Origin of the sequence: Ruminococcus sp. AF37-20, from assembly GCF_003460465.1 — a bacterium.
Lineage (GTDB): Bacteria > Bacillota > Clostridia > Oscillospirales > Ruminococcaceae > Hominimerdicola > Hominimerdicola aceti.
Genome location: NZ_QTVE01000005.1, coordinates 84,635 through 96,145, shown reverse-complemented (window position 1 = coordinate 96,145; position 11,511 = coordinate 84,635). Strand labels below are relative to the sequence as shown.

At 46.0% G+C, this 11,511-nt stretch carries 12 protein-coding genes; 10 read left to right on the top strand and 2 right to left on the bottom strand.

What is annotated here, in order from left to right; translation table 11 throughout:
* Positions 1–6: 6 nt before the first annotated feature.
* The 7 genes from DW015_RS04850 to DW015_RS13375 all read left to right on the top strand — a co-directional run bounded on the left by DW015_RS04850 (position 7) and on the right by DW015_RS13375 (position 5,430).
* The gene (locus tag DW015_RS04850) at positions 7–318 is read left to right on the top strand and encodes a hypothetical protein (RefSeq protein WP_117904592.1); all 312 of its coding nucleotides are present in this window, start codon (positions 7–9) and stop codon (positions 316–318) included.
* The gene (locus DW015_RS04845; protein ID WP_117904590.1) at positions 299–1,165 is read left to right on the top strand and encodes a CD1107 family mobile element protein; all 867 of its coding nucleotides are present in this window, start codon (positions 299–301) and stop codon (positions 1,163–1,165) included. Before DW015_RS04850 ends, DW015_RS04845 begins: the two co-directional genes overlap by 20 nt.
* An 18-nt stretch (positions 1,166–1,183) precedes the next feature.
* Complete coding sequence (locus tag DW015_RS04840) at positions 1,184–1,498, top strand: hypothetical protein (protein ID WP_117904588.1); 315 nt, start codon at positions 1,184–1,186, stop codon at positions 1,496–1,498.
* Positions 1,499–1,578: 80 nt separating this feature from the next.
* Positions 1,579–2,763, top strand: coding sequence for a DNA cytosine methyltransferase (locus DW015_RS04835; RefSeq protein ID WP_117904586.1), 1,185 nt, complete (start codon positions 1,579–1,581; stop codon positions 2,761–2,763).
* The gene (locus DW015_RS04830) at positions 2,756–3,895 is read left to right on the top strand and encodes a phosphoadenosine phosphosulfate reductase family protein (protein ID WP_117904585.1); all 1,140 of its coding nucleotides are present in this window, start codon (positions 2,756–2,758) and stop codon (positions 3,893–3,895) included. Before DW015_RS04835 ends, DW015_RS04830 begins: the two co-directional genes overlap by 8 nt.
* 5 nt (positions 3,896–3,900) lie before the next feature.
* Complete coding sequence (locus tag DW015_RS13725; RefSeq protein ID WP_117904710.1) at positions 3,901–4,758, top strand: fibronectin type III; 858 nt, start codon at positions 3,901–3,903, stop codon at positions 4,756–4,758.
* A gap of 21 nt (positions 4,759–4,779) precedes the next feature.
* A complete protein-coding gene (locus tag DW015_RS13375) occupies positions 4,780–5,430 on the top strand; it encodes a hypothetical protein (protein ID WP_181979836.1) in 651 nt (216 codons plus the stop codon).
* A 116-nt stretch (positions 5,431–5,546) separates the two neighbouring features.
* Here the strand turns inward: DW015_RS13375 and DW015_RS04815 are convergent, their stop codons facing one another.
* On the bottom strand, positions 5,547–6,644 hold the full coding sequence (locus DW015_RS04815; RefSeq protein ID WP_117904583.1) for a Fic family protein: 1,098 nt from the start codon (positions 6,642–6,644) through the stop codon (positions 5,547–5,549).
* A 171-nt stretch (positions 6,645–6,815) separates the two neighbouring features.
* Here DW015_RS04815 and DW015_RS04810 point away from each other — a divergent pair, with 171 nt between their 5' ends.
* Positions 6,816–8,828, top strand: a complete 2,013-nt coding sequence (locus DW015_RS04810; protein WP_117904581.1) for a DNA topoisomerase 3 — start codon at positions 6,816–6,818, stop codon at positions 8,826–8,828.
* Between the two features lie 115 nt (positions 8,829–8,943).
* On the opposite strand, the gene DW015_RS04805 is transcribed toward DW015_RS04810, so the two are convergent.
* Complete coding sequence (locus tag DW015_RS04805) at positions 8,944–9,915, bottom strand: hypothetical protein (protein ID WP_207659356.1); 972 nt, start codon at positions 9,913–9,915, stop codon at positions 8,944–8,946.
* Between the two features lie 327 nt (positions 9,916–10,242).
* Here DW015_RS04805 and DW015_RS04800 point away from each other — a divergent pair, with 327 nt between their 5' ends.
* Positions 10,243–10,755, top strand: a complete 513-nt coding sequence (locus DW015_RS04800; RefSeq protein WP_117904577.1) for a hypothetical protein — start codon at positions 10,243–10,245, stop codon at positions 10,753–10,755.
* A complete protein-coding gene (locus DW015_RS04795; RefSeq protein ID WP_117904575.1) occupies positions 10,752–11,444 on the top strand; it encodes a hypothetical protein in 693 nt (230 codons plus the stop codon). The genes DW015_RS04800 and DW015_RS04795 overlap by 4 nt, the downstream gene beginning before the upstream one ends.
* Positions 11,445–11,511: the final 67 nt, after the last annotated feature.

Below are 11,511 nucleotides of genomic sequence, written 5' to 3'. Positions count from 1 at the left end.
GGAGCTATGGAGCGAATAGACAAAAAAATAGCTGAAAATCACCAGCGTCAGGACTTCCTGCGAAAGCGTATGCAATCCGACAAAGAGGAACTTGCAAAACTGGAGTCCGAAGCAAGGGTGCTTGAACACTCTCAGCTTGCTGTGGTCTTTAGCTGTGAGATCAAGGACGTAAACACGCTCGTTACAAAAGAGCATGATACGCTTATGCGACTGCGTTCACAGGGTATCACGGACGATATGCTTGAAGCTCTTGCAAAAGGCGAAATTACGATAAATACAAATTCCGAGGAGGAAACAAATGAAAGCAAGATTTTTTAGCGCTATGCTTGCAGCATTTATGCTCGCAACAGCAAGCGTCGGCGGTGTGACCGCTTCAGCTGCGGAAAAGACGGTTGCCGAGGAAGGAACAGACGAGACTACTGCTGTCGATGATGATAGCTCTGTGGAGACTACGGAAACAACGACTTCTGAGCCTGCGGACGATAGCTCTGTTACAACGGTAACTGCCGATGATATGGAGAAGTTCCGTGAGGTCATGAGCGACCTTGCCGAGGCAGGGACAACGGAGGTCAATACCGACTATGACGGCGATCCCTATTATGATACGGACGGCAACGCTACCCTTATCAAGTCGGAACAGATCATTTACAATACGGAAGAAATGCAGTTCATCGCTGTGACAACGAAGGATGGTCATGTGTTCTATGTGCTTATCAACTATTCTGCGAAAAATGCCGAAGACCAGGTATTTTTCCTGAACAAAGTGGACGACTATGACCTCTACGCCCTTCTTTATGCAGGCGATGATGAGGATAGCAAGATCACCCCCGAACAGGCACATCAGGCCGCTGAAAAAGCAAACGGCAGAGTGACCGGAAGTGCAACTGACGGCGAGACTGCTGAAACTGCCGAGGACGGCGAAGATACATCTGAACCGGCAGCTCAGGCAAAGCCTGTCCCCATGAGCAAGAACAGTATGATGCTCGTTTTCGGCGCACTCGCTTTGATCGGTGTCGGCGGTGCAGGCTTCTTCATGATGAAGAAAAAGAACGGCGGTAATAAGACTGCGGCTAAGTTCGAGCCTGAGTTTGACGATGAAACTGAGATTGCCGAAGAAGATGAGGACGAGATGAATTTCTACGATCATCAGGACGATGAAGAATAAGAAAGAGAGGACAAAAGAATGAGAATGATGAATAAGATCGGTATCGGTATTATGGCTGCGGTAGGTACTGCCGCAGCGGTGGGCGCAGGTTCAAAGATCGTTGATAATCACAGACGCAAGTGGTTCGATAACGGCTATAAGTCCAGTCACTTTGCAGGCTTCATTGACGGTGCAAAGTCAATGGTCAGCATTGCTGAGGAGACTGCAACCCTCGCTCAGAAGGTCAATCAGAACAGCACGGTTATCCGTGAGAAGTATGAAAAGCTCTGCGAGGAGTTTGAGGAGCTTCAGGAGAACTACGACGATCTTTGTGAGGATTACTACAACGACTGACCGACTTTGAACCCAATGGATTCAAAGTTCCCGACAACAGAACAACGTGAGACAATGAGAAAAGAGAGAGAATTTGTCTAATGAAAGTTTTAAGCCTATTTGACGGCATTTCCTGCGGTATGCTTGCTCTGCTGAGGGCAGGCATACCCGTGGAGTGCTATGATGCCTTTGAGATTGACAAATATGCCGTCACGGTCTCAAAACGTAATTTCCCCGTAATCGTTCATCACGGGAATGTATATGACGGCGACTTTACGAAGTTCAAGGGCTATGATCTGCTTCTTGGCGGTTCGCCCTGTACCTATTGGTCTATCGCCAAAAAGGACAGAGAAGTTGACTGCAACGGCGAGGGATTCAGGCTCTTTAAGGAATATGTGAGGGCCCTCCATGAAAGTGGGTGTAGATACTTCTTATATGAGAACAACTACTCCGTTCACCAGAACATCAAGGACGAGATCAGCAAGGCTCTCGGCGTAGAGCCTATTATGATAAACTCCGCGCTTGTTTCGGCGCAGAACCGCAAACGCTGTTACTGGACGAATATCCCGTTTATTTCTTTTCCCGAAGATAAGGGCATTTTGCTGAAAGATGTGCTTGAAAGCGGTCTGCCGTGGCAGGACAAGTCCTACTGTATGACTTCCTCCTATAACGGTGCGGTGCTGTATAACACTCTGGAACGCAAGCAGCGGACTATGGTTGCAGAGCCTATCCCGATCAATACATATCAGGATACGGACAAGTCCCGTACTGTCATGGCAGGCTATCACAAGTACGGTGAAGCAACAATTATAAAAAATTCGGGCTTCAACGGCGGTACAACAGCAGTCGCTATGCCGATGGGTGCCGCCCAGCGCGGACGGTATGTTGACGGTAAAAATACCGAACAGCATATTGAAGTGCGTGAGGACGGAAAATCCAACTGCCTGACAACGGTTCAGAAAGATTCGCTGATCTGCACTCCCGTCCGTGTCGGACATTACGGCAAGGGCGGACAGGGACAGCGTATTTATTCCGTGCGCGGAAAATCGGTCACACTCTCCGCAAACGGCGGTGGTCAGGGTGCAAAGACAGGTCTGTATAAGATTGATCTCCCTGACGGTGACTATATTATCCGCAAGCTAACACCCATAGAAGCAGAGCGTTTGCAGACGCTTCCCGACAACTACACCGCAGGCATATCCAACACGCAGCGTTACAAATGTATCGGCAACGGCTGGACGGTCGATGTGATCGCCCACATTTTGGGAGGACTTCGTGATGAATGAAGAACTCCTGAAAACCTGTACCGACAACAATAATTACACTATCTATACAGCCTTTTGCAAGGCACAGCGTATTTTGATGCGGTCTTATACTCCTGTTTGCAGTATCAGCGGCGGTTCGGACAGCGATATTGTGCTTGACATGATCCACAAGGTCGATGAGGACGGCAAGGTCAAGTATTTTTGGATAGATACCGGGCTTGAATACTCCGCAACAAAGGAGCATCTCGATTTCCTTGAACAAAAATACGGTATCGAGATTATCCGCTTGAAGCCCGATAAGCCTATTCCGACCTGTGTGCGTGAGTATGGTGTTCCTTTCCTGTCGAAATATGTCTCGGAACAGATGATGCGTTTGCAGAAACACAATTTTCAGTGGGAAGATGAACCGCTTGAAGTGCTGTTGCAGAAATATCCTCAGTGCAAGACTGCTCTGCAATGGTGGTGCGGAGAGCGATATTCCGACAAGGACGGCTATCAGAAAATCAGCAGATTCAGCATAGAACGCAACCGCTATCTGAAACAGTTTATCATGGCGAATCAGCCGGATTTCCCCATCTCCAACAAGTGCTGTGAGTTTTCAAAAAAGAAACCGGCAAAGCGTATTGTCAAGGAGCTTGAAGCTGACCTTGATATTACGGGTATCCGACAGTCCGAGGGCGGTATCCGTTCGGCGGCTTTCAAGACTTGTTTTTCCGAGTGCAAGTCAAAGGGGTGCAATACATTCCGCCCGGTCTTTTGGTATACAGACGGCGATAAGCGTGACTATGAAGAAATGTTCGGCGTTACGCACTCTCGGTGCTATACCGAATACGGACTGAGGAGAACAGGCTGTGTAGGCTGTCCGTTCAGCAAACATATCAATGAGGAGCTTGCGATCATTGAGCAGAATGAGCCGATGTTGTATAAGGCGGCGGTCAATATCTTCGGTAAATCCTATGAATATACAGCGAAATACCGTGCTTTCGTCAAGGAGATGAAAGCAAAGGAGAAAGAGGAAAAGAAACGTGATAGACTACTCAGCCTTAACGGAACATCTGCCTGTGATACTGGCGGTGACAGCGATACTCGGTCTGCTGTTCGGAGTGCCGTATCTTCTGACGAAAACGCTCCTGAGATCGGAAAAGGAGCGTGATGAAGATGTTTGATCCTGAATTTCAGCGGAAAGCACTGAGCCTTGTTATGGGCTTCATCATGGAGTTTTCGGGTACACTGGCAGAACTGGAACCGGTCGAGCTGACAGCGGATAACCTGAATGTATCGACTATTTCCGTATCATGCCTGAAAGTCACTTGGGACTCCGAGCCTGACCGTGACTATTATGTGAGCTGCACGGCTCATGATGATAATTACGCCTATGCTGATAATATGTACTTTGAGTTCAAATCAAATGACCTCTGTTACATAACAGGTCTGCGTGAGGGTACTGAGTACACGGTGACGGTCGAGCCTGTTCTTTCTGAGGAAGAACAGGACGGATACACTGTAAAAACTTCAAGTGCTGACGGCAAGACGGAAACGGTTGAAGTGATCTATGAGTTTCCCGATGAAGAAGGCTGGGATTCGTGCTATTGTGGCGAGCGAAAATCAGGCTTAACACGGAGTCCTTCGTGGGACGCTATTCAAGGCAGTACCGTAGACACTATTACCAGAACGGGTATCATGCGTGATGAGTATGGCGATTACTGCTGTGCTATGGGCGTATGGTACGGATACTGCGGAGACAGATTTCTCGTCACCAACGAAACAGGACAGCAGTTTACCGTCAAGATTTGCGACAGCAAAGGCTATGCTGATGACGGCGAGGGACGCTATCATTGGTTCGGCGGTGAGGGCAACGGCAAGTGTATCATAGAATTCATTTATGATGATAATTCACTTCCACCCTGCGTAGCTTTCAGCGGCAGTTGGGGCTACTATAACTGGAACGGGCTTGACCTGAGTTCCAATATCACAAGTATCAAGAAAATCAACTACGGTAAACCCGTAGAATACTAAAATCATGGAGGAACATTTATTATGAACGCAAAGAAGATCATCAAGGGTATCGTGAAGCTCGGTGTTGTGGGCGGTATCGCCTTCGCTGCATATAAGCTCGGTGAGTGCAATGGCGAGGTAAATGAACGTATGCGTGAGAAGTATGGCGACGAGGACGATGACGGCATCGGCTCCGACGATGATGAGGACGATTACAGGTTCTACGATAATATGGACGAGCCTGATGACTGGTGTCTTGCGCCGGCAAGTGGAGCCGTGACTCCTTATGATATTGGTCAAGAGTATACTATCAGCGAAGAAGTTCCTGCTGAAAAGTGCGAAGTTCCTGACGAACCTCATGAAAAAGAGAAGCCTTTGCCGCAGAAGGAAAACAAAGAGTGTGTCAAGAAAGAAGTCGTACCGCCTCCTGTCAGGAAGTACGCTCCTTTGAGCAGTATTAAAATTCGTGGCATTTCCCGTTATGAAATCGAAACGCTGCTGATTTGGATGCTCCGCCACGGAGCGTTTTATAAGACCGATCTGATCTATGTGATTGATGCTGGCTCAACGAAAATTGACCAAATTTGTGATGCGTTTCTCAAAGCAGGGTATATCCGCAAAGAAGAAAAAAGCCGAAAGACATACTGCAATCTCACAAAAGAAGATTTTTACTGGCTGTTGTTAGAAGAATAAAAGCACACTCCCCATGATGGGAAATGTGCTTGGTAGGTTGGATACGATACTCCTAATTATTCTCCTAACAAATTCTTTCTCCTAAAAGCACGGCGTTTTTAGGAGAACCGAACTCTTTAGGAGGAAACTTTAGCATAAAAGCTGTTCTTTCCGGTTCCGTGACGTTCAATGTATTGCTCATCGACGAGCTTTCTGAGAGCAGCTTCAACCGACTTTTCACTGATACTTGGGCAGATATTCGCAATTTCTTTCTTGGTGAACTTTCCGACTTTTGTGTCTACCGCTGCTTTAACGATGTCATAGGCTTTGCTTTTAACAGCAACGCTTTTCGGCTTGCCGCCTTTGATCTCAATGGCGGTAGATTCGCCTATTATCTGCACCCGTTCCTCAAATTCACGATAGCAGGCAAGAACAACGCCCAGCATATATTTGATGAATGGCGTAGGATCGTCAGTTTCCTCATGCCAGCCCTTTGATGCTTCTTCCAGAGCGTCATAATATGCACCTTTTGTTTTTTCGATATGCTTCTCGATACTGATATACTTTCCGACTTCATAGCCGTTTCGGTACAAAAGCAGTAATGTCAGAAGTCGGCTCATTCTGCCGTTTCCGTCATTGAACGGGTGGATACAGAGAAAATCATGGATAAAAACAGGAATAAGGAGAAGCGGATCAATCTTCTCGGATTGGGTAGCCTGTTTATAATTCTCGCATATCGCTTCAATACAAGGTGCAGTTTCATAGGGCGGAACAGGTGTGAAGCGGATAAATTCAGAACCGTCGGGGCGAGTCTCCTTCAGATAATTCTGCGTGATCTTATAAGTACCGCCTAAGCCTGATTCGGAGTATTTAGTCAGGTCACGGTGAAGCTGAAGAATGATGTTGCTTGTGATGGAAATATAATCGTGGCTTTCGTGAATGGTATTCAGAACATCACGGTATCCTGCGATCTCCTTTTCATCACGGTTCTTCGGTGTGGTTTTCTCCTTGACAATCTGACCGATACGGGTGCTTGTTGTTATGATACCCTCGATACGGTTAGATGATTCCACGGACTGAACCTTTGCAACTTCGGTAAGTTTTTCTAATTCAACGGGCTTCTGACGGGAAAAAAGCTCTTGTCTGCCCTTGTGTTCATGTATCTGGGTGAGATAGCGGAGTATTTCGTTATCCCACAAGCAATTTTCAAATTTTGAATAATCGAATTTTCGCATTGTTTTTCTCCTACTACTAAATTTTTGTTCTCCTATATTATACTCCTATTTAGGAGAAATGTCAACAATTTAGGAACAAAAATAGGAGAAAATATTTGGTAAATCAATTCTGTTTCCCAAAATCGAAAAAATCAAGAATTTGGAAAATAGAAATCGAAAGGAATGAAAATAATGTCAATTTTGATCGTGGGCGAAAAGCCCTCCGTTTCCCGTGCAATCAGTTCCGTGGTCGGTGCGGACAAGGTTCAGAAAGGCTACACCGAGGGAAACGGCTATATCGTGTCATGGTGTGTCGGTCACTTGGTCGGACTGAAATATCCGAATGGCTACGGCAACGGCTGGGAACAGAAGTGGAGCTTTTCGCAGCTACCGATGATTCCCGAAAAGTGGCTGTTTAAGGTCACTGACAGCACAAAGGCTCAATACAATATCATCAAAGACCTGATGAACAGGGGTGATGTGACGGAGATCATCTGTGCTACCGATGCTGACCGTGAGGGCGAATGTATCTTCCGCTATGTCTATAATATGGCTCGGTGCCGCAAGCCTGTGAAGCGTTTATGGGTATCCTCTCTTGAGGAGTCGGCTATCCGCAAGGCGCTCACCAATATGAAGCCTATGTCCGCTTATGACTGCCTGTTCGATGCAGGCTATGCCAGGGCGAAAGCAGACTGGCTTGTGGGCATGAACGGCTCTCGGCTGTTCTCCGTCCGTTACGGCGGTAAGCTGAATATCGGCAGAGTGCAAACTCCCACGCTTGCGATGATCGTTCAGCGTGACCATGATGTTGAGCATTTCGTCAAGCAGAAGTATTTTACCGCTGACCTTAACTGCGGTGATTTCATTCTTTCTTCTGCAAGAATTGATGATGAAGCTAACGCTGATACGCTTGTATCTGCCTGTGATAGCAAAACGGTCACGATCTGCTCGGTAAAGCGTGAAGTAAAGACCGAAAAAGCTCCGAAGCTCTATGATCTGACCACACTTCAAAGAGAAGCAAACAAGGCTTACGGGTATACAGCGCAGCAGACGCTTGACTATACGCAGTCGCTTTATGAGGGTAAGCTCGTCACATATCCCCGTACCGACAGCCAGTATCTCAGCGATGATATGGCGCAGACGGCTTTTGATGTGCTATGGCTCTGCGATAATATCTTCGGATTTGCTATATCCCATACTCCCGATATTTCTAAGGTTATCAATAACAGCAAAGTTTCAGGGCATCACGCTATTATCCCCACAAGCAAAATTGCTTCAACAGATACCTCCTCCCTACCGACAGGGGAGAAAAATATTCTCACCCTTATTGCTACAAAGCTGATCTGTGCAACGGCTCCGGCTCACAAGTATGAAGCTGTGAAGCTGACAGGTATCTGCAATGGTGCGGAGTTCACGGCAAACGGCAGGACTGTCCTTGATATTGGTTGGAAAGCCTACGCCAAGCAGTCCGACAAGAAGAATGATGAAAAGGCTCTGCCTGCGGTATCCGAGGGACAGAACTTTACCGCAAAGGCAAGCAAGGGCGAACACTTCACAAGTCCGCCGAAGCCCTACACTGAAGATACGCTGTTATCCGCTATGGAACGTGCAGGCAACGAGGACTATGCCGAGGACACGGAGAAAAAGGGACTCGGTACTCCTGCGACAAGAGCTGCCACTATTGAAGCACTTGTCAAGAACGGCTATGTAGAGCGTGACGGCAAAAAGCTCCGTTCTACGGATAAAGGCAGAGAGCTTATTACTGTTGTTCCCGATGAAGTGAAGTCGGCAAAGCTGACGGCGGAATGGGAGTCGAAGTTACAGCAGATCGAACACGGCAGCCTGCCCGAATCGGTCTTTATGTCCGGCATTCAGCAGTTTGTGGCTGAAATGTGCAGGAAATACGGCTCGGCGGATAAGTCTGTTACACTTTCGGACAGCCATGAGCCTGCCGGAAGATGCCCGAAATGCGGTGCTGAGGTAATCAGGGGCAAGTTCGGCTATTACTGCAAGGGCAAATGCGGTATGAATATCGCTAAGGTGTATGGCGTGGAGCTTTCCGATGCGCAGGTCAAGACACTTCTTGGCGGCAAGTCCACAAGCTACATTTCTAAGGGCAAAAAGACTATCGTCCGCCCTGAGATCGTGGAGAATCCGTACAATGGCAAAATGTACTATCAGTGGAAAACGGAGAGAGGTAAATAAAAACAGCAAGGTTGCCCTTGCTGTAAGTAGATAATTTTGTGAAATCGTTGGTCTAATGTTTTTATTTTTGCTCTACTAAAAAACTGATTTTATAAATTGTGCTGTTACACTGACATTAAGTAGTTGCCTCAACATTATATTCTTCGCACAGTGCAACTATCTTTTCAGGTTTTGATGACATAAGCTTAATTTTTCTGAGATTTGGAAAACATTTAAGTTCATCGGGAGATATTTCGTCGAGATCAAATCTTCCGTCCTCACCGTCCCACAAAGGAGCAATATTCCCATAAATCTCGTTGCCACCGTACATGGTTATATCTGTAAGTTCTTTTGCAAGTCTTTGCGGAACAGGCAAGTTCTTAAAAAAGTCAACTGCAGCTTTTATGTTCTTTTCAGTCTCAGTATTTGCTTTGCTTTTCTTGAACTTCAAATAATCATATATATCAAAATACGGTTTAAGAATCTCCATATTATACATTAGTTCCTGTATTACTGCAAGTTTGAAATTGAGATTAGTAAAGGTCACACATTCCTCTTGAGGGGCAGATATATTGTAGTTTTCAGTCGATTTTGGTCTTTCAGGTGCAAATGTGAGATACAGTGTTTTTGAAAAACGACCGTCTGTGTAATTGGATTCATCATCATTTCCACGTATGATAGCCTTAATATGAGCAAATCTATATTCGCCGTCTTTGCAGAAAAAATACTGGGATGATCCATCAGATTTTTTTAGACTGTCCCATTCTCTGCCGAAAAATGTGATGTTTCCATTAAAACGCTCTGCTGGTATCTCTGCTTCATTCATTAGTTCTGTGTCGTCGATAAAAAAAGTCACATAAGATATCAGATGCTCTTTGTCAATAAAAGCTTTTCTGCGTTTAAGATACCTCTCGTCGACATCGCAAAAAGTTATGCCCAACTTGTCGAAAATATAATAGTTGGCTCTATCATTTTTCGGAACGATCCTTGCTTCTCCAAGTATGTCCTGTAAATCGCTGAAAGAAGCCGGAAACGCCAAGACCTTACTATCAATAATAATCTCTGTATCTCTGACATCAATATTCATATTCTGTTTACCTTCTTCCAAATCTTTAATTATACAGTAGCAAATAACCGATATTTAAGAATTATCGGGCTGTAATCCCGACAACTTCTTCTTACATTATAACAAACTACCGCCGAAAAGTCAATTATTTGGCTTAAAGCAGAAAGGATGTAACTATTCAGTCCTGTTGTTAAAATAAGAAATAAAACAAGATGTCGTCTTCATATTTGATTATTATTGCTCTGAACAATCTTATATTGCTGCAATGCAAGTCGGAGCATAAGCAATTCTGTTTTGTTTCAAAGCGCATTTGCATATTTATTGCATGATTAAACAACAGGACTGAATAGATACGAAAGGATAATCTTTATGAACAATAACCAGCTTGCGGAAGTCGCAAAAATCCTCGGTGTCTCCGAGGACAGCATTACCGCTATGGACGATGAGATCAAAAACAGCATGACTGCGGTTTTTGAACAGGTCGCCGTTAAGAACGACGAAGACAAAAAGGCTATATTTGAAGCCCTCGATAACCTGTGGCAGAAAGGTTCTATCTACATTGAGCTTGCAGAGGTCGCCAAGTCCACGGGCATCACACTTGCAACACTCCGCAGCCTTGACTATGAGACACAGCAGACTATCGTCTATGAGTTCATGATGGACAGCTCACAGACAGCCCGTTTCTACGACCTTGTGAACAAGGCTCTTGCGGTCGCTGACTTAGACAAGGTTGCAAAGCTGATCGGCACTCCCGTTCGTGAGCTGAGGTCGCTCCCTCACCGCATTCAAGAGAATATCTGTGGTGCATACGCTATGGAGTACGATCCCGACAGCACCAATACCGAGCTGATCGACAACATCAGGGAGATGATCTCCACATGACAGAGTTTCCGTATATCAGCGGTGTCGATGTAGGCACTATAAGCAACAAGGAGTTTGCAAGATTTGAGACTACTAAAGCATCTGACATTGTTATTGCCCTCGATAAAAGCGGTATTCCTTTTTCAGCACGATTCGGTGACAGCGAAATAGTGCTTACCTATGACGGCAGCTACAAAGAAGAAGTTGAGGAAATCATCGCAAAGGTTTCATCGGGAGACTATGAAGCATTGCTCCGTGAGCTGCAAGTTTACGGTGAGCCTGACGGCTACTATCGGCTGTTGGGAGAGGTTGCCGAGGTGCTGAATACCACGATAGGCACATTGCAGTCCCGTCCCGATGAGATTCAGCTTGCACTCTGCAAGACCTACGTCAATTTTTGGTTCTGCGATAAGGTCACGCTTCAGCGTGAGCTTGAACGTATCCATACGCTGAACGGCAGGACTGTATCGGATATTCAGGAGTATGAGCGCAGAAAGGAACAGGAGAAAGCTCCTACCGAACCAGTGCAGACGGCGGATACAGTTCCTACATTTGATGAGCTTTACAATGCTTATCAGCGCCGTCATGCCAATGACCATTTTACCAGAGAAGCCCACAAACATTTGTCTGAGATCGCCCGACGCAGACAGCGTGACGAACAGGAGCGTATCATTCAGACCGAAGAAAGAGAAAGGAAGTACAGACCATGAAGAAGTTTATCATCATCGGAAGTGCCGTTGTTACGGCAGTGACCGCAGCAGTCATCATCATCGTGAA

Bases quoted from the DNA above. Each gene is read 5' to 3' on its own strand.
- DW015_RS04800 (WP_117904577.1), top strand. From the start codon at position 10,243: ATGAACAATAACCAGCTTGCGGAAGTCGCAAAAATCCTCGGTGTCTCC.
- DW015_RS13725 (WP_117904710.1), top strand. From the start codon at position 3,901: ATGTTTGATCCTGAATTTCAGCGGAAAGCACTGAGCCTTGTTATGGGC.
- DW015_RS04810 (WP_117904581.1), top strand. From the start codon at position 6,816: ATGTCAATTTTGATCGTGGGCGAAAAGCCCTCCGTTTCCCGTGCAATC.
- DW015_RS04830 (WP_117904585.1), top strand. From the start codon at position 2,756: ATGAATGAAGAACTCCTGAAAACCTGTACCGACAACAATAATTACACT.
- DW015_RS04795 (WP_117904575.1), top strand. From the start codon at position 10,752: ATGACAGAGTTTCCGTATATCAGCGGTGTCGATGTAGGCACTATAAGC.
- DW015_RS04850 (WP_117904592.1), top strand. From the start codon at position 7: ATGGAGCGAATAGACAAAAAAATAGCTGAAAATCACCAGCGTCAGGAC.
- DW015_RS04840 (WP_117904588.1), top strand. From the start codon at position 1,184: ATGAGAATGATGAATAAGATCGGTATCGGTATTATGGCTGCGGTAGGT.
- DW015_RS04815 (WP_117904583.1), bottom strand. From the start codon at position 6,644: ATGCGAAAATTCGATTATTCAAAATTTGAAAATTGCTTGTGGGATAAC.
- DW015_RS13375 (WP_181979836.1), top strand. From the start codon at position 4,780: ATGAACGCAAAGAAGATCATCAAGGGTATCGTGAAGCTCGGTGTTGTG.
- DW015_RS04835 (WP_117904586.1), top strand. From the start codon at position 1,579: ATGAAAGTTTTAAGCCTATTTGACGGCATTTCCTGCGGTATGCTTGCT.
- DW015_RS04845 (WP_117904590.1), top strand. From the start codon at position 299: ATGAAAGCAAGATTTTTTAGCGCTATGCTTGCAGCATTTATGCTCGCA.